Below are 18,958 nucleotides of genomic sequence, written 5' to 3'. Positions count from 1 at the left end.
TTTGGATATTCGTTGATCGACATAACTTCTCAGATTGTGGAAAATCCTTAAAGTTACTGATAATCAACGAATTATCCAAATTTTTAAGCAGCTATTTTATTGATAATCAGACATCTATTTTATTTTATAACGAACCATTGTAATAAATGTACCGGCCTTATAATTCTTCATACACTCTTTTTCTGCATTTCTTGGAACAAAGATAACGGTTATTCTAAGAATAGGCACTGAAAATAGAATAAAAATAACACTATTCTATAAAAATGGCACCAAATTAGAATAACACTCTACTTATTCTACTTTTTGCTTATTGTAAAAAAGTTCAATACATAGATTCCTGATACAACCCCCATAAATTTTTACATTTTATACACAGTTTTTTGAGATATTCAAGTAATCTGATTACTTTTGCAAGTAGCATATTTCATATAGAATAAGCGAAACGACACAACAAAACCATTTGTAAAATAAGCAACAACGAATTACAATGAACAGAATTAAGGAAGTGTTGGAGCAGAAAGGAATAAAGCAAACTTGGCTGGCTGAAAAGTTAGGGAAAAGCTACAATATGGTGAATGCCTATGTACAGAATCGGCAACAACCAAGATTAGAGACCTTAATGGAAATTGCTGAAATACTTGACGTAGACGTGAAAGAATTGATAATCTCAAATAAAGAACAGAAATAATATGCCAACACTCAATTGGATAGGAAAAGATAAGGTGGTAACCCACCACCAAGACGTACCATACCGAGTATTGGAACACAAATATGGTTTTACAGTAGATAATGGAGAACAACCTGAGCTGACAAACAGCGGAAACAAAATTATTCATGGAGATAATCTCGAAGCTTTAGAGTTTATGGCAAGAAAGAATATCATTTTCAAAAAAATTCCAAGGGACATCACTAAATTTTAGATTATGAATGACTTAGTTCCTAAAAATAATTTTATTTTGTATAACGCTCCCAATGGTGATGTTACTTTAAATGTATTATTACAAGATGAAACCATTTGGTTGACCCAAAAAATGATGGCTGAATTGTTTGATGTAGGTGTTCCCGCCATCAATAAACATTTAACTAACATATTTGAAAGTAATGAGTTAGAAGAAAGTTCAGTTATTTCCATTTTGGAAACAACTGCCTCCGATGGCAAAAACTACAAAACAAAATTCTATAACTTGGACGCCGTAATATCAGTGGGCTATCGCGTAAATTCAGCCAAAGCCACACAATTCAGGATTTGGGCCACCAAAACGCTAAAAGAATACATCATCAAAGGTTTTGTACTGGACGATGATCGATTGAAGCAAGGCGAAGCTGTCTTCGGTAAGGACTACTTCAGAGAGTTATTGGAACGTATCCGCTCCATTAGAGCAAGTGAACGCAGGATTTACCAACAGATTACTGATATATTTGCTGAATGCAGCATAGACTATGACCCAAGATCTGAAATCACCAAGAATTTTTATGCGATGGTACAAAATAAGTTTCATTTTGCTATCACGGGGCAGACAGCAGCGGAAATCATCTACAAAAAAGCCGATGCCACAAAAGATAATATGGGGTTGACCACTTGGAAAAATGCTCCTGACGGTCGCATCTTAAAATCAGACGCATCCATTGCAAAAAATTATCTGCAGGAAAAAGAGATAAAACGCTTAGAGAGAACTGTAACAGGTTATTTTGATTATATCGAAAATCTAATAGAGCGTGAGAACGTATTTACAATGGAGGACCTGGCAAAAAGCGTCGACAGATTTTTGAATTTTAATGAATTCAAAATATTGGAAGGTAAAGGCACAATGTCACATCGACATGCAATTGAAAGAGCAGGCAAAGAATACGACAAATTCAACAAGACCCAAAAGATTATTTCTGATTTTGATAAACAGATCAAGAAATTGAAAAAATAGGCTATGGAATTAAAGAACTACCAACAAAAGGTGATCGAGAATCTTGAAGAGTACTTGAGGTATGTGCAAGAGCAGAAAGATTTGGGCAAGGCATTTAACCGGTACTGGGAAGATAAAATTGGCCCTTACAATCCGTTGGACGGCACAGGGATGCAGCCTTATAAAAACAACATTCCCAATGCAGCGCACGTCTGCATAAAAGTGCCGACGGCAGGAGGGAAGACTTTCATAGCGGTCAATGCCCTTCATTCCATTTTCTCGGCTTATGATTCAACCAAACCCAAAGCTGTCATCTGGTTAGTGCCTTGGAGTAACTTATTACAACAGACCGTCAACACGCTATCCAACCCGGAACATCCTTACCGGCAGAAACTGAATACGCTGTTCAATCACCGGGTGGAAGTATATCAGAAAGAGGATCTGCTACAAGGTTCCAACTTCAACCCGACGGTAGTAAAAGACCAGTTGAGTATTTTCGTGATGAGTTTTGCCAGCCTACGGGCAAGGAACAAAGACGACAGAAAGGTCTATCAGGAAAACGGACAGTTGGGAGACTTTGTATCGCAATTCAAAAACGACGAGCATATTTTAGAGGGTGTGGACGACACCGCTCTAATCAATGTGTTGCGTTATCTCAATCCCGTGCTGGTGGTAGATGAGAGCCACAATGCCGAAAGCGAATTAAGTGTGGACATGCTCAAGAACTTGAATCCTTCGTTCATATTAGACCTGACAGCTACCCCCAAAGAGAATAGCAATATCGTGAGCCTTGTGCCTGCCATAGAATTGAAAAAAGAACATATGGTAAAACTTCCGGTAATTGTGTATAACAACCACGACAAGACGGAAGTGATCAATAACGCTTTGCACTTGCAGCGGAAATTGGAAATCCTTGCGAAAAAGCAGGAGGCCGAAGGTGGAAAATATATCAGACCCATCGTCCTGTTCCAAGCACAGCCGAAGACAAATGATGACAACACTACTTTTGAGAAACTGAAAGAGCAACTATTGAGTTTGGGAATCCCGGAAAATCAAATCAAGATTAAAACGGCCAATATCGACGAACTGAAAGGCGTCGATTTGATGAGCAAGGATTGTGAAGTCCGCTATATCATTACCATCAACGCCCTTAAAGAGGGATGGGACTGTCCTTTTGCCTACATCCTGGCATCGTTGGCAGATAAGTCGAGTGCAGTCGATGTGGAACAGATCTTGGGGCGTATATTGCGTCAGCCTTACGTACAAAAGCACGGAGCATACCAATTAAACGTCTCTTATGTACTGACCGCTTCGGTAAAATTCAATGAGACGTTGCAAAGCATCGTAAAAGGATTGCAAGAATCGGGATTTAGTGACAATGATTATCGTAAGGTCGATAAAATGACGCTCGAAGAAAAGAAAACGGTTACCAAAGATCCGGTTGAAACGTTCTTGTTTCCGGAACGGCAAACAACACCCGAGGAAGAAGAGGTCATCGATTCCGGCCGTGTGACTTTTAATCCAAATGCGAATGAAGAGGAAACTGTGCTTCCTGCTGCTATCGAAGAGATCGAAACCATGACGGAGATACAAGACCGTCAAATGGAGAAACAGATAAAAGAACAGGAACAACAACCAGTCGACGAAAATATATTTCAGGAAATGGGAAATAAGGTAAAGCGATATCGGGTAAAAGAGGCTTATAAAGAGGCCATTGACAAAATCAAGTTTCCGCAATTTTTCATCAAGGTTACAGCAAGTGATCTGTTCGGCACGGATGAGGAACTACTGAACCGTGAATCCTTGCTCAAAGATTTTAAATTGTCGGGAGAAGACATCAAGATTGATTTCGACCAGATCTCTTCCGATTTGTATAAAATCGATTTGGAAGAAGCAAGGAAAAACGAATACACACCTTCGTTTACCAAGATTGAAGACAGCATGTTGAAAGACCCAATAGCAGAATACATCTTAGCCAAGCCAAAAGAGAGCCAGATAACCGATATCACCCATCAGTTGATGCAAATTATCGGGAATATGTATCCCATTCCGGATCAAGAGATCAAAGTATATATCGGACGTATCCTTAACAGCATGAACACAGAACAACTGAGAGATATTTTGACACGTAAATTAAGTTATACCGACAAGATCAAAGCTAAAATCAGACAATTAGCCGATTTGTATGCGGAAGGCCGATTCATGGATCTGATCAAATCGAAGCGAATCAATACCAAAGCAAACTGGAATCTGAGCAAAGAGATTGTTCCGAGCAATACCGGCTCTGCCATTGGAAACTCGCTCTACGAAAAAGAGGGGGCAATGAATAATTTTGAAGAACGGGTAGCGATGGAAATCGGGACTTCTTCCAATATTATATTTTGGCATAGGAATCTGGAACGTGGCAAAGGTTTTTATATCAACGGATTTAAAGCCAACCACTACCCCGACTTTATCATGCAGACAAAATCAGGAAAGACCATTTTGATAGAAACCAAAGGAGATCATCTGGACGGAACCGACAGTACCGCAAAATGCCGGCTTGGAAACGAATGGGAAAAACAGGCAGGTCAGGACTTTGCCTATTTTATGATATTTGACAAAAAAGAAATTGACGGAGCATATACATTGGATAAGGCAAAAGAACTGATTAGTAAGATGTAAATGCCGATATGAATGAAGACAACTAAGACAAATGCAGTCCGTTTGCTGGACAAAGCCAAAATTGCGTATGACCTGATTCCGTATGAAGTGGATGAGTCGGATCTCAGCGCGACACACGTGGCTAACCAGCTGAAAGAACCTGTTGAACAGGTATTCAAGACATTGGTACTAAAAGGAGATAAAACCGGCTATTTCGTCTGTATCATTCCGGGAGCGGAAGAGTTGGATCTCAAAAAGGCGGCAAAAGTGTCGGGAAACAAGAAGTGCGATATGATCCCGATGAAGGAGTTGCTTCCAACAACAGGATATATACGCGGCGCTTGCAGTCCGTTTGGCATGAAGAAACTGTTTCCGACCTATATTCACGTTTCCTGCGTGACATACGACCGGATCTACGTAAGTGCCGGGCAAAGGGGGTTACAAATACACCTTACACCATCCGACCTGATCAAGGAAATTCATGCGGAAATTACGGACTTAGTCCAATCTGCTTGAGTCATGGAAAAGATTTATCTTTGGTCATGTCATCAATGTCCCGAGCAAAACTACTCTATAAAATGTTATCCGGCAACGTCTCTTTTGGAAGACAGAATTTCAACCAGAGATATCCCAATATTCCAGACACTATACTTCCGGCTATAACTCCCATTTTGGCATCATTCAGAAATTCCGGATCTATCATCTCATAGGAGAGGTTTGCAAGAAACATGGATACCGTAAAGCCGATTCCTCCCAGTAAGGATACCCCAAAAATCATCTTATAGTTGAGAAATTCAGGCATCTTTATCAACTTGCTTTTTATCACTATCCAAGTAAAAGAAAATATGCCAAGAGGCTTACCAATTACTAATCCCAAAAACACGGCAATGGAAATACCGCTGATAGCTGAGAATGAAAAACCGTCGAATGATATTCCGGCATTTGCCAAAGCAAAAAGCGGTAAAATCAGATAATTTACAAGAGACGTAAGATTGTCTTCGAGTGATTGCAAAGGACTGATTGCCTTATCCGATATGCTCTCAATATTTTTCAGCGTGGATAATTCCGAATTACTTAACAATCTCACTTCTGACTGGTTTTGCGGCAGTGTTTTCAAACTGGCTCTCATGTCGGCGATATAAGAGGACAGATTGAGTTTGGGACGGGCAGGAATGGTTAATGCAGAAAGCACTCCTGCTATAGTGGGATGTATCCCTGCGTGCAGAAATAAACACCAAACTATAAAAAAACCGACCATATAAAACAGTTTGGAGGTAATTCCCATCTTTCCTCCCACATACATCAAAACAAGGGTGACCAATGCAAAAAACAACAAAGAAAGGGATAGGTGTGAACTGTAGAAAAGAGCAATCACTATGATTCCTGCGATATCGTCGACCACTGCAAATGTGGTCAGGAATATTTTCAACGAGATGGGAACACGTTTTCCCAATAAAGACAATACAGCTAACGAAAAGGCGATATCAGTAGCCATTGGTATGGCTGCACCGCGTTGTGCCGCACCTTCGGGAGAGATAAGAAAGAAAACAATCACGGGAACAATCATCCCCCCGCATGCAGCTATGACAGGTAGCATAGCTTTACGCCACGACGAGAGTTCACCTATCAATATTTCGCGTTTAATCTCCAGCCCTACTGAAAGAAAAAACAGAGCCATCAAAGCATCACTTATCAACGAAGCCAACGTCATCGGTTGCCCGTTATGATTGAAAATATCTACCCCGAAAATACCCAAAGACATCTCCTGCGACAATATATGCTCATACATTTCACCCCAGGGCGAGTTTACAGCGACTATTGCTATTACGGCAGATACTATTAACAAGGCTCCTGCGCTGACTTTCTCCTGTATTAGCCTGCGTAGAGGAGTTTTATAGATTTCCTGGTTCATAATATTGAATAATTAGTTTCGAATTATGTATGCCTATTCTCAAAAATAACATAGAAAGGATTCGCGGTACACATATACCGGAATCTGGTCTTTTCTAATTTCATCATTGTTTTAATTAGAAGTATATTTCCGAAAAGATTTGGTTTAATTCAACATAAAGGGTATCACCCTTCTCAAACAATTTTACTTTATCCTCCCGCGCAAGCCAACCTAATGCAAGAATAATATTCTGCCCTTCAAAGTGGGTATACTCGGCTATCTGCCTTATCGATAATATCCTCTGTTCCGATAACAAATTCCATATAATTTCGGCATTGATGTTAATATCTCTTCTTAGCATAGATGTATTTTTTTGAGATTATTTATTCGTATTGTTCCACACGCCAAATTGAATCTGCCTATTTGCCTATTGATTACAATTCAGATGCTTTATCTGTTGAATGAGTCGGATTTTAGTATTTTTCAGTCTACTAATCACACTCAAAACAACCTATCTGAGTATATTTGCAGTCACTATATTTTGTTCCTAATTATCATTGTATGAAATCGAGCAACCCCATTCCCGTAGTGAGCCTCACTGAAGAGATCCGTCTGGAATCACACGTGGAAGATGAAAATCTCGCTAATTATTTTTATCCTCATCGTTTAGATCCGGGGTGTCTGCTATTCGTGACCGAAGGAACAGCCGACGTGACTATTAATCTTTTGCATACGGTTATCCACAAGCATAACATTGTCACTTTAATGCCGGGAAGTATTGTGCAACTTACCAACCATAGTGATGATTTTAATGCGGAGATTCTCATATTTTCCCGTGAAATCATAAAAGATATCTCCTTCATTAAATCGGCCTTTCCATACATTGAGATCATCCGTGATAATCCTGTGCTGACCGTCAGTAATGATTATGCGGAGCTAATGGCCGACTATTACTCTATCTTGTCCCGTCTTTATCGCAAGCTAAAAAAGGATGTGGTTGACAAGGGCGGCAACATCATGCAAAATCTGCTGTTTTCTTTCTTCCACGGTGTCATAGCGCTATACGAACGTATCAGCATCAACAACGACAATTCCCCTTCCTCACGGGGAGATGAAATTATCCGTGAACTGCGAAATCTTATCATTGCACATTATCAGAAAGAACGCTCACTCAGCTTCTACGCCGATAAATTACACCTCACCCCCAAATATCTGAGCGAGGTGTGTAAAAGAATGACGGGAAAAAGAGTGGCCGATTTCATATCGGAATTGGTGATCTTCGACGTCCAATCGCAACTCAAATCAACCACCCTGACCATCCAACAAATATCCGACTCGTTGAATTTTCCCAATCCTTCTTTTTTCAGTAAATATTTCAAGCAACACGCAGGCATGTCACCCAAAGAATACAGGGACAGCGGAAAATAAATCCGCAAGGGAGCAGTTAAGGAGCAGGTACTACACTGGCGATTCCGCTTCCCTGTATTATGTGAATTTTTTTCTTCCGTTCTTCATAAGGGAAAAACAGTGCCAGCAATGTGCATCCTATCCCGGCAAATATTGTCCATCCGGTAATTTCCTTTAATGCAACAAGGGTGGCCTGCACTTGTACACGCCCCTTCGTGGAAATTGCCGCCATTTGTTCAGCTTGTTCATAGCTCTTGCCCTGCATCATCATTCCCATCCGTGTGCCATCATAGGTGGCGGCAACTTCCGGATTCATCCGGTCCACATCCTGCGACAAACGCACAATATAATGCTGCGTGCGCTGGTTGAGGGCGTTGGCATAGAGCGAAGTCCCCGCCACCGGCCCGATAACGGATCGTGCGGCCAACATCAAAAAGATCCATGTTCCCAGGAATTTGTCCGCCCGCAAACCAGTCATCCCTAAGGTTCCAAACAGGGCGTACAGCATCAGCATTCCCGTCGCCCTCGTGATAACGGGAAAGATCATATTTCCATATACTCCCATACTCTGGTATTGGAAATACAGGTAGACAGCCGATAGTGTGATCAAGGCGAATCCGAGGCCGAACATATACCTATACGGTACCCTCTTATAGGTCATCACCACTGCAATGAGACATCCTATCAGATAACCCACCAACGACCAATTGCCCAGGCTGGCGCTCCGGTAATTGTCGAGTTTCATTGAAACCGCCGTGAAAGCATTCACCAGCATCGAACTGGAGTTGAGGATCATGAACAGGGTAAAAAAGAGCAGCGCTGCAACCACTTTTCTGACTTTGAAGATATTCAGGTCAAAATAGGGTTTCCTGGTGTTTACCACCAGAAAGAGCAGCACTCCCGAGGAGATAATGAAAATCGCGCTCGCCAGCCGTATGGAAAAGTTATCGAACCAATCGAGTGTTTTCCCGTAAATCAATATATACGAGAAAGCAGCCAACGCCGCGGAGGCGGCAATGATATCCCCCGAATAGGAAAAATTGATTTTCACCCCTTTCTTTCTGGGCATATACCGCATGGTCACTGAAACAAGCAACAGCGCTATCAGGATAAGCACGCAGATTGCCCAATAGACGTACTGCCATTCATATTCGTAGGCGAACCACGCCGTCACGGCAGATCCGACTTGTCCAAGCGACACAAAAAAGAGGTAAAGCACGGGCAATCCCAACGATTTAAGCCTCTCTCTCTTGGCGACCTCTTCGGGTGCTTCATGGGGGTTGTACACCGTGAAGATTCCGAGGATATCGATTCCGGTCAGGTATTCCGCCATTGCAAAGAGCGTATTTAAAATCAATGCTACCTTCAACAGCCCCATCAGGAAACTGCAGAGGAAGAGCAAGGGCATGTAGGTAGTTTGCGCGGACACCCAACTCAAGAAGAAGAGGAGGAGGAAACCGGTCTGGAACACCATTTTAGGCCTCCTTATACGTATATAGGGGACCAAAAGAGGGCCGAAAACCGCCATCCCCACCGCCGAAAGGAAATTGGCGAACTGTATATGTTCGGAGATGATGCCCAGTCCCGCCGTCATTTCGCCTGCCGTGCTGCTGTACGCGCCGTTCACGAAAAGGATCGGCAAAAACAACAGGAACAGCACGATTACGGCAAGCCACTTGGGAACCCAGCTATGAAAAAACGCGAAATCACGTTTCGATGATAATGAAAGATCCATAGTTAGCGGATGTTTGCTTTTACAACAGCCATCATGCCGGCTACCAGCATGCGGTTATCCTCGTCTGAAAAGTCCTTGAAATCGATACGTACCGGCACCCGCTGTTGTATTTTGACAAAATTCCCGGCTGAATTATCGGTGGGGACAAGGGAGTATTTCGAGCCGGTAACGCCGGATATGGCGGTGATATTTCCCGTAAATACCTTGCCGGGAAAAGCGTCCACTTTAATTTTTATCTCCTGCCCGATATGCAGGTTTTTCACTTGTGTTTCCTTATAATTCGCGATGATCCATTTAGGAGTATCGGGCATGATATAGGTGATGGTTTGCCCGGCGTTCACCAATTGCCCTTCTTCCAATGCCCGACGTCCCAGCCATCCGTCAGTCGGTGCGGTGATCACCGTGTACGAAAGGTTGAGTGAGGCCATATCCACGGCGGCTTCGGCACGCATGATCCCCGCTTCTATATTCTGTTTGCGGGTTGATACTTCGTTTACCGACGACTCTGCCGTCCGTTTCTGTTGTTTGATGGCCGCCAGACGGGCTTCGGTAGCCGTTAGTTCGGTCTCAATCTGTTCCAGTTGAATGGGGGTGGCCGCATTACGTTCCACGAGGTTTTTGTAGCGGTCGCGGTCGCGGCGCAATTTTTCGATCCTTGTCTCCACTTCGGCGAGCGACGCATCGAATACCGACACGTTGCTGCGGGTGGTGTTGATGGTAGCATCAATCACATTCCCGCCTGCCTGCGCGTCTTTCAGTGCGGCCTGCGCCTCCATCAGCCTGATTTTGTATTCCCGGTCGTCGATGACCAACAGGGTATCGCCCTTACGGACAAATTGGTGTTCGGTGAAACGGATTTCCCGGATATACCCGGGTACTTTCACATTGATGGGTGAGACGTATTGTTCTACCTGCGCGTCGTTGGTAGTTTCCGTCCGTTTATAGTCGATGAGTGTTGCAATGGCTGTCCAGATTCCGAATACGATGACGATGGCGCCTATCACGGTAAGTACGATACGGGTGGTACGTACTTTTCTCATTTTCTTTGCTTTTTTAACTCTATCGGGTGTCATATATTGGTTTGTTGTTAGCGAGTCAGCAGGTCGAGTTGCCCGGTAAGTTTCAGTAACCCGAGTTCTGTGCTCATATAGTTGTATAATGCTGTGGTATAATTTATTTGCGCTTCATTCATGCGGAGTTCATCCTGCAGCAACTCGGTCATCGAAGCCACTCCCTCTTTATACCGGTCAGTTGTAACAGCATAGACCTCTTCCGCCAACCGGTAATTATCGACCTGTTTTTGCAGGTTCCGGCTATTCACTTGCCATTCATTCAACGAATTCCGGTATTGCATGTCGAGTTTATTCTTCGCATCCTCGTGGGCAAACCTCAATTTATGATAATCGGTGTTATTCTTACGCGCCATGTTTCTTTTCGCAAAGCCGTCAAAAATAGGCACTTTCAGCGAAAGCCCCCAATAGGTGGTATTATACCAGCGGTTTGATTGGTGTGAATGGAAGTAATTTTTAAATTCGTCCGTGAAGTTGCTGTAAGAGAGTTGTCCGACTAATGAGAGCGACGGTATGTAGCCCTGGTTGATTATCTTCCCCTGTTTTTGTATCAACTCTTCCTGTGCGTCCAGCAGCTTCAACTCATATAAATCGGGCGACACACCTGCCAACAGATGTTCACCACCTGAAATGTCCTCACGGATCGGTGCCAGGTCGAATTCCGTTTCAGGCGACAGGTCGATCACATAGCGAAGCATGTTCAGCTGCTGTTCATACATCGCATTCAGATTATTGAGTTGTATTTGCAGGTTCTCCAGATTGATACTCACACGGCTTACATCCACATTAAGTACCATGCCATTGTCGTGGAACGCCTTCGTGATATTTTTCAACTCCTCCAGCCGGCGGATATTGTCGTGTACCAGCCTTATCTGTTCAGCAGTCGACTGCCCCATATAGTAGAGTTTGCTGATTTCCACCGTAAGATCCTCTTTTGCCTTCCCATAAGAATAGCCACTGATCTCTTCCACTTTCTTCGCGATGGAGATACCGGTATAGACGGTCTGGTCATAAAGCGGCATGGATAGCTGCAGACCGCCCGTGGTGGCATACCGTAGCGATTTACTGGGCATATACGGCAAATCGAGACCAAACAGTTCACCAAGCCCCGACCCGTCGGTCACCATGGTTCCGGGATGGACGTTGTTGGTAAAATTGCCGAATCCCTGAATGACGGGCAACAGTCGCGAACGGCTTTCGGATTTTCCTATACCCGCTTTTACGACATCCTGCCCGGCACCTTTTATCGACAAGTTGTTTTCTATGCCCCATTCAATACACTCCCGCAAAGAGAGTATATTCTCCTGTGCACTGCAATAGAGCGGCACTAAAACCCCCACTATTGCGGTTAATAAAAACTTTTTCATTTTGCTCCTTAACTTTAATTTTCTGACGTGCAAAGGTCGGGACAAACAGAAATTCAAAAAAGATTAGGATTTCGGTATAACTTGTCTAAATGTCGTATTTATCAAAACGAAAGAACTCTTATAAAACTTTAAGGTTCTGGGAAAGATAGAATTATCCAGCTCCGGTATAATGAATAATCTACTTTCGCCAATGAGGGTACATCATCAGGATTTGATTTTTGATAACGTCCCCATTTTAATGGGCCACTAGTGATTGCGAATAATGAATCAATATATTATCCAATGGAAAATATTGTTTATATTTGTACTGTCAATTATACAATAACAGATAAATAGTATGTGTAGTTATGGAAAATAAGCAAGTAACCACATTGTGCCAGATCAGAAATGTATATCGGGCCATTTATGAATTTGAATTTGAATTTCAAGACTCTTATGATCTTTGTCTTAACGAAGGGATGTTACTCTGTTCGCTGAATCAGCAGAAATATTCATCCAACGAATTGGCTGGACTATTAGGTCTTAGCAAGTCTAATACATCAAAGGTTATAAAGTCGGTCGAGAATAAATCTTTAATAAAACGAATCGTAGGCAAAGAGGACAAACGTCAAATGTATTTTGTTCTAACTGACGCGGGACAAAAGAAACTGGAATCAATCAAATGTGGAAATTTTAAAATTCCCCAATTGTTGAGACCGTTAATTAAAACAGAGGAAGTATAGGCCTTGATGAAAAACCTGTCATTCTACTTAATTTCCATCTTATCCAATATCACCTCCAACGGACAAAACTTAGTGAAAGATGACTGGATAAGATTTAATCCAACAAAAGCAGGCAGTAACAACCATTCTATTGTGACAAAATAGGCTAACGAAATGCCAATCAGCACCATCGAGCCGGCTACTATACGGATAATAAATTCACGTTTCATAACTATATCATTTTAGAAAAATTCTCTACATCCATGATGAAGGCATGCACAGGAAATGGGGTGTTGGCCTCAATGTTACAACCGTCAATTACTGCGATAGCCTCTTCCGCAATCTCTTTCGAGGTAAAACTAAAAAGCATAATCGAATTGGTTTTGGCATTGTTCCCATTGGCAGCAAACCATCCCAGATTTTCTTCCCGCTTTTTATAACCTACCATATCACTCACACTAAAACGTGTTATTCCTGCATCTTGGAGCAGGCTTGCGACCCGCTCCTGGGATTCTTTTATGCTCAGTACAACTAATAACTTCATAATTATTTTACTTTTTTCTTCAACATCTTGAAATACAATAACGGCACAACAATCAGTGTCAGCACGGTAGAAGTAATTGTTCCACCCATCAACGATATTGCCAAGCCTTGAAATATAGGGTCGAACAAAATAACGGTTGCTCCCAGCACAACGCCTCCGGCTGTCAGTACTATGGGTGTGGTTCGTACTGCCCCGGATTCTATCACAGCCTGTTTCAGAGGAATACCATCTTTCAGGCGGATGTTGATAAAATCGATCAGCAACACCGAGTTACGCACCATGATACCGGCAAGGGCTATAAATCCAATCATGGAGGGTGCACTGAAATATGCTCCCATAATCCAGTGTCCTCCGATGATTCCGATCAGCGACAAAGGGATGACTGACAACTGCACCAGAGGAGTAATAAAGTTTTGAAACCAAGCCACAATCAACACATAGATGATAATCAGCACGAACATAAACGCCAGTCCAAGATCACGGAACACCTCGTAGGTTATCTGCCATTCTCCATCCCACTTTAGGCCAAAATTGTCTTCATATTTTGGTTGCTTGCTATACTCCTCGCTCAGGGTATAACCTTCGGGCAGGTTCACTTCCGACAATCTCTTCGATACCTCAGTAATGGGATATACAGGGCTTTCGAGGCTTCCTGCCACTTCGGTCAGTACATATACCACACGTTTTTGATCTTTCCGGCTAATACTTTTTGCTTTCTCGCCTTTAATCACTTTTACCAAATCACCCACCGGAATAGCCATTCCATGCTGGTTAACAACCTTCATGCTAAGCACATCTTCGATGCTCGACTTTTCTTCTTCCGATAATTGCAATACAATTCCCACCTGATTGACTGTCGAAGGTTGATGCAACACTCCGACCGACATTCCCGACAGTGCAGCATACATATTTTGCACTACTTGTGCGGTGGGTATACCCAACTTCATTGCTTTGTCTTTGTCCACTTCAAACTTGAATTCGGTTTGGGTATCCTCTACCGACCAATCCACATCTACCACATTGCCGGTTGTCGCCAATATTTCCTTCACTTGCCTGGCTACCTCTATTTGTTGCCCATAGTCCGGACCATATATCTCGGCGACGATGGTCGACATTACAGGCGGCCCGGGAGGTACCTCTACCACTTTCACGTTGGCATTGTATTTTCGCCCAATGGCTTGCAATTCCTCACGCATCGAACTGGCTACCTCGTGGCTTTGTTCTCTACGCTTGCTTTTATCTATCAAGTTGACCTGTATGTCGGCTACATTCTCGCCCATACGCATGTCGTAGTGGCGTACCAATCCATTGAAACTGATAGGAGCAGATGTACCCACGTATGTCTGGTAGTTGGTTACCATTTTATTACGGCTCACATATACAGCCAATTCTTTGGCTACAGCAGCTGTACGTTCAAGCGTTGTGCCTTCGGGCATATCTATTATTACCTGAAACTCGTTTTTGTTGTCAAATGGCAACATTTTTACAGGCACAGATTTTGTGTAAAACAGTATGAATGAAGCAAAAAGAACTACTGTCAGCCCAATCATAAATATCCATCGATAGCGTCTGTTTTCGAGAAACGGAGTTATTATTTTCGCGTAAATCTTGTATTTTCTTGTTTCATGCAGTGCTACTTCTTCGTATGCATCTTCTTTCTCTCCTCCATTTTTATTTTTATGCCTTAAGAATAGATATCCGAAGTAGGGGGTTAGAGTAAGGGCAATAACTAACGAAAATATCATGGCAATGGATGCTCCTATGGGCATCGGGCTCATATAAGGACCCATCATTCCCGACACGAATGCCATAGGCAATACAGCCGCTATGACAGTCAATGTTGCCAAGATGGTCGGATTACCCACCTCGTTGATGGCATATAATGCGGCTTGGAGAGGGGGCAATTTCTTCATCTTGAAGTGTCGGTGCATGTTTTCGGCAATCACAATGGAGTCGTCTACTACAATTCCCGTCACAAATACTAAGGCAAAAAGTGTAATCCGGTTGAGCGTATAGCCCAAGAAATAGTATGCAAACAGCGTAAGGGCAAACGTTACAGGGACAGAAAGGAATACCACCAATCCGCCTCGCCATCCCATTGCTACCATTACAAACAAAGTGACCACGATGATGGCAACAGACAAGTGCCAGAGAAGTTCCGATACCTTGTGCGATGCTGTTTCGCCGTAGTTGCGGGTCACTTCCACTTGAATATCACTGGTAATAATGCCTTTTTTCAGATGGTCTACTTTGGCTATTACCTCCTCTGCTAACTTCATGGCATCAGCCCCCTTCTTTTTGGCAATGGAAATAGTTACTGCCGAATAGTCATCAGGCATATCTGTTTTCTTACTGTCTGATGCAATACCATAACCAAATGAAACATATTGCTTTGGGATTTCTGCCCCATCTTCCACTTCGGCAATTTGATAGAGGTAGACAGGTTGATTGTCGTTAGTGCCTACAATCAGGTTGCGGACTTCTTCTACATCAGAGAAAAAATTGCCCGTTTTTACGGAATAAACCACATCGCCCGAAACAATGTTTCCACTTTGCATCTGCGCATTATTAGCCTGTAAGGATTGGGCGACTGCCCCAAAGTCTATTTTGCTTCCTGCCATCTTATCCTTATCCAGCATCACCTTCACTTGCCTGCTTTGTCCACCAACAATGTTTACCTGAGCCACATCGGGTATTTTCTTTATCTCGTTACCCACCACTTCAGACACTTGACGCAACTGATAGTCTCCCACTTGGTCACTCCACAGGGTGAAAGCTAATGCCGGCACATCATCTATGGCTCGCGATTTTACAAGGGGCATGGTTGCCCCTTGTGGCATACGATCCATATTCTTCATCATCTCGTTATACAGTTTTACCAATGAACGTTCTACTTTTTCACCCACATAAAACTGCACGGTAAGCATGCCCATACCATTCATCGAGGTTGAATATACATGCTCTACACCTTGGATGTTCGAGATGATTTTTTCGATAGGTTGTATTACCCCCGATTCTACTTCCTGGGGTGTTGCTCCCGGATAACCAATTATGATATCCGCCATAGGAACTTCGATTTGAGGTTCTTCTTCGCGCGGAATGAAAGATATGCTGAACAGTCCTAAGAGCATAAAGGCAAGCGCGAGCAAGATGCTCAACTTTGACTTGATGAATGCACTGGCTATTTTTCCTGAAATTCCGTTTTCCATCATCGTATTTATCTATATACAGATACTTTTACTCCATTATATAACTTGCCTTCGGCTTTGGCCACAATGCGGTCGTGCCCGTCCAATCCCGAAAGGACTTCTACCTGGTTGCCTATTGTTTTTCCCAAACGTACCCAACGCAAGTTGGCTTGGTCTTGACTGTCTACCACATATACGCCCGTAAGTTGGTCGCGGCGGACAATCGAACTTTTATCCAACATAACCTTCGAAGTAAGATTTTCTCCTGTTTTGTTCGGTATCAAAATATTGGCATACATGCCCGGATGAATATTTGTTTTATCCTTTGCGTCGATAGCCAACTTCATCGAATATTGCCCTCCTGTACGGAATGCAGACGGACTTAGTTCCGATACTTTACCATCGATAGTTATACCTAACGATTTTAACTCTATTTTGGCGGCATCGCCCACCTTTACATATTGTATATAGTTTTCGGGAACAGAAGCCACCACTTGCAATTCACCGCTTTGTTCCAGCATAAGAATTGGCATTCCCGGATTTGCCATGCTACCCTCGTCCATCATCTTTTGGGTGATAATTCCCGAAAAAGGGGCACGGATATGGGTGTAAGCCAACATGGCGTTGACCTCGTTCATCTGCTGACGAGCCATCTGTACTTTGGCATTCATTGACGTGTTCTGCAAGGCTACGTTTTCCAGTTCCTTGTCCGATACGCTGTTTTGTGCACGTAAGGTTGTAAATCGTTCAAGATCGCGTCGCGAGTTGGCGGCAGCAGCTTCGGCTTCAGTAACCATGGCTTGCACTTGCGCACGTTTTGCCTGAATATCGTCGCTACTGATAGAAACGAGCAGTTGTCCCGCCGATACCTTATCGCCGGGTTTTACATATATTTTGTTGATGTAGCCCATCATGCGTGTGCTGATTGCGGCTGTTTGCTTGGCAGTAACTTCGCCACTGAGGTAAAAACCTTCATTGGATGACTGGGCCGGTGAATAGATTTCCACTTTCACCATCGGTGTACTTATCCCTGCTTTTTTGTCGGATGATGAACAGGAATAGAATGTGGCTACTCCGATAAAAACTAATGTTGTATTCCTAAAGAATTTCATTGTCATATTATTGTTTTGTTATTATTCCGTTTTTGCCAAAAATTGCCAATAAGCCGCTGTAATATTGTACGACATGATGGTCTGTGCCAATAACAGCCGCTGTTGCGATAACTGTGCTTGTGCCATCAACAAATCGGTAGTGCTTGCCAAACCTTCGCGGTGGCGGTTGCCAAGGATGCGCAAGGCTTCATCGGCTTGCTCTACACTGGTCTTCTGTTTGTTGATTTCTATTTGCGAATCGTTGAGGTCTCGTTTGGTTTTGTCCAGTTCCAACTGACTTTGCTTAATGTGCAGATTAAGTTCCTCTTGCATCTTGTCGCGTTGAAATTGAGATGACTTGATTTTACTTCGGTTCTGATTTCCCGAAAAAATAGTCCAACTCAATTGGATGCCCACCAGATACGAATCGTTTCTGAATTTGAAAGCCTTATCATCATTCAGATTGTACGTTCCAAAAGCATTAATACGAGGTAGGAACGCCATTTTGGAAGACTTTACCATCATGTTGGTGGCATCTACGGCTTTGTTTAGTGCCATAATATCGGAGCGATAGGACGATAGTGTTTGCGTTTGATGCAATGCCATTTTTTGCTGTAACGAATCAGTTACAAAAACTTCACGCTCGTTCTCCATTCCCATAATCAAGCGAAGTCCATCCGACGCGTTATGTATATTGCTTTCGGCTTTAGCCAATGCGGCTTCGATAGTGTTTACCTGCACTTGAGCATTCAGCACGTCCGATTTCTGGATTAAACCCTGATTGTAAAAATTTGTAACCGATTGATGTATTTGTTCCACATCTTCCAACGACTTTTGCAATATGTCTCGTGCCTGGTACGACATTTGTAATTGAGCGTATGCCTTACACACTTCAAATTCGATGTATTCTTCGGTTCGTTCTGTTTTATATTTATACATCTCTTCTTGCGCTTTAGCTCCTTTGCGGGCATAAATCATATCAAGATTGAATAAAGGCAATTTAGCCTCCACTTGCGTACTATAGTTTTGCGTAGATCCCGGATTGTTCAGCTTTTCCGGATCGAAATCCATTGCCGTTACCGATTCCTGCTGCAATAGAAATCCAAAAGCATTCAGCGGATTGTTTGTGCTGAATGCAGTATATCCAACACTGATTTGCGGCAAAAATATTGCATCTGTCTGGTGATAATTGGCATTGGCAGTTTTCTCATCCAGCTTCGACATTTTTATGTTGCTGTTATTTTGCAAAGCAATAGTTACCGCCTCATCCACGGAGATATATCGGATACCTTGTGCTTGAACAACGATAGCCGAAAGCGTACATGCCAGTGTTGCTACTATGGTTTTTACTCTCATCTTTTTAGTTCAATTACATTAGACTATTTGAGTCGCCTGCGCTCCTCTATTTTCAATTCTCGCTATG

Annotated in this window: 17 protein-coding genes; 7 read left to right on the top strand and 10 right to left on the bottom strand. The window is 42.9% G+C overall.

Annotated features, from left to right (window positions below; genetic code table 11):
• Positions 1–487: 487 nt before the first annotated feature.
• Genes ABV001_RS14180 through ybaK form a run of 5 tightly spaced genes read left to right on the top strand, consistent with a single transcriptional unit; the run spans position 488 to position 5,057 of the window.
• Positions 488–688 carry a helix-turn-helix domain-containing protein gene (locus ABV001_RS14180; protein ID WP_352423416.1) on the top strand — a complete coding sequence of 67 codons (201 nt, stop codon included), beginning with the start codon at positions 488–490 and terminating at the stop codon, positions 686–688.
• 1 nt (position 689) lies between these two features.
• Entirely contained in the window at positions 690–920 is a 231-nt protein-coding gene (locus ABV001_RS14175) for a hypothetical protein (RefSeq protein ID WP_352423415.1), read from the top strand.
• Positions 921–923: 3 nt separating this feature from the next.
• A complete protein-coding gene (locus ABV001_RS14170; RefSeq protein WP_352423414.1) occupies positions 924–1,919 on the top strand; it encodes a virulence RhuM family protein in 996 nt (331 codons plus the stop codon).
• A 3-nt stretch (positions 1,920–1,922) separates the two neighbouring features.
• Entirely contained in the window at positions 1,923–4,562 is a 2,640-nt protein-coding gene (locus tag ABV001_RS14165) for a DEAD/DEAH box helicase (protein WP_352423413.1), read from the top strand.
• Positions 4,563–4,574: 12 nt separating this feature from the next.
• Entirely contained in the window at positions 4,575–5,057 is a 483-nt protein-coding gene (gene ybaK / locus ABV001_RS14160) for a Cys-tRNA(Pro) deacylase (RefSeq protein ID WP_352423412.1), read from the top strand.
• A 55-nt stretch (positions 5,058–5,112) separates the two neighbouring features.
• Here ybaK and nhaA read toward each other — a convergent pair whose 3' ends face one another.
• Together nhaA and ABV001_RS14150 are read right to left on the bottom strand one after the other, a co-directional pair.
• Positions 5,113–6,453, bottom strand: a complete 1,341-nt coding sequence (nhaA, locus tag ABV001_RS14155) for a Na+/H+ antiporter NhaA (RefSeq protein ID WP_352423411.1) — start codon at positions 6,451–6,453, stop codon at positions 5,113–5,115.
• 115 nt (positions 6,454–6,568) lie between these two features.
• Positions 6,569–6,793 (bottom strand): winged helix-turn-helix domain-containing protein, encoded by a 225-nt coding sequence (locus tag ABV001_RS14150; protein WP_352423410.1) that lies wholly within the window; start codon positions 6,791–6,793, stop codon positions 6,569–6,571.
• A gap of 200 nt (positions 6,794–6,993) precedes the next feature.
• Between ABV001_RS14150 and ABV001_RS14145 the strand changes: the two genes are divergently transcribed.
• Positions 6,994–7,860 carry a helix-turn-helix domain-containing protein gene (locus ABV001_RS14145; RefSeq protein ID WP_352423409.1) on the top strand — a complete coding sequence of 289 codons (867 nt, stop codon included), beginning with the start codon at positions 6,994–6,996 and terminating at the stop codon, positions 7,858–7,860.
• A 16-nt stretch (positions 7,861–7,876) separates the two neighbouring features.
• On the opposite strand, the gene ABV001_RS14140 is transcribed toward ABV001_RS14145, so the two are convergent.
• Genes ABV001_RS14140 through ABV001_RS14130 form a run of 3 tightly spaced genes read right to left on the bottom strand, consistent with a single transcriptional unit; the run spans position 7,877 to position 12,011 of the window.
• On the bottom strand, positions 7,877–9,574 hold the full coding sequence (locus tag ABV001_RS14140) for an MFS transporter (RefSeq protein WP_352423408.1): 1,698 nt from the start codon (positions 9,572–9,574) through the stop codon (positions 7,877–7,879).
• Between the two features lie 2 nt (positions 9,575–9,576).
• A complete protein-coding gene (locus tag ABV001_RS14135) occupies positions 9,577–10,647 on the bottom strand; it encodes an HlyD family secretion protein (protein WP_352423407.1) in 1,071 nt (356 codons plus the stop codon).
• Between the two features lie 14 nt (positions 10,648–10,661).
• The gene (locus ABV001_RS14130) at positions 10,662–12,011 is read right to left on the bottom strand and encodes a TolC family protein (RefSeq protein ID WP_352423406.1); all 1,350 of its coding nucleotides are present in this window, start codon (positions 12,009–12,011) and stop codon (positions 10,662–10,664) included.
• A 347-nt stretch (positions 12,012–12,358) separates the two neighbouring features.
• Between ABV001_RS14130 and ABV001_RS14125 the strand changes: the two genes are divergently transcribed.
• Positions 12,359–12,733, top strand: a complete 375-nt coding sequence (locus ABV001_RS14125) for a transcriptional regulator, SarA/Rot family (protein ID WP_352423405.1) — start codon at positions 12,359–12,361, stop codon at positions 12,731–12,733.
• A gap of 23 nt (positions 12,734–12,756) precedes the next feature.
• On the opposite strand, the gene ABV001_RS14120 is transcribed toward ABV001_RS14125, so the two are convergent.
• Genes ABV001_RS14120 through ABV001_RS14100 form a run of 5 tightly spaced genes read right to left on the bottom strand, consistent with a single transcriptional unit; the run spans position 12,757 to position 18,891 of the window.
• Complete coding sequence (locus tag ABV001_RS14120) at positions 12,757–12,942, bottom strand: YgaP family membrane protein (RefSeq protein ID WP_352423404.1); 186 nt, start codon at positions 12,940–12,942, stop codon at positions 12,757–12,759.
• Between the two features lie 2 nt (positions 12,943–12,944).
• Positions 12,945–13,256, bottom strand: coding sequence for a hypothetical protein (locus tag ABV001_RS14115; protein WP_352423403.1), 312 nt, complete (start codon positions 13,254–13,256; stop codon positions 12,945–12,947).
• Positions 13,257–13,258: 2 nt separating this feature from the next.
• Positions 13,259–16,468, bottom strand: a complete 3,210-nt coding sequence (locus tag ABV001_RS14110) for an efflux RND transporter permease subunit (RefSeq protein ID WP_352423402.1) — start codon at positions 16,466–16,468, stop codon at positions 13,259–13,261.
• A 5-nt stretch (positions 16,469–16,473) separates the two neighbouring features.
• Positions 16,474–17,556 carry an efflux RND transporter periplasmic adaptor subunit gene (locus tag ABV001_RS14105; RefSeq protein ID WP_352423401.1) on the bottom strand — a complete coding sequence of 361 codons (1,083 nt, stop codon included), beginning with the start codon at positions 17,554–17,556 and terminating at the stop codon, positions 16,474–16,476.
• A gap of 21 nt (positions 17,557–17,577) precedes the next feature.
• Entirely contained in the window at positions 17,578–18,891 is a 1,314-nt protein-coding gene (locus ABV001_RS14100) for a TolC family protein (protein WP_352423400.1), read from the bottom strand.
• Positions 18,892–18,958 lie beyond the last annotated feature (67 nt).

Source organism: Proteiniphilum sp. (genome assembly GCF_040307845.1).
In the GTDB taxonomy this organism is placed as follows: Bacteria; Bacteroidota; Bacteroidia; order Bacteroidales; family Dysgonomonadaceae; genus Proteiniphilum.
Note: the sequence above shows the minus strand (reverse complement) of the source record. Positions and strands in the feature narration are given on the sequence as shown.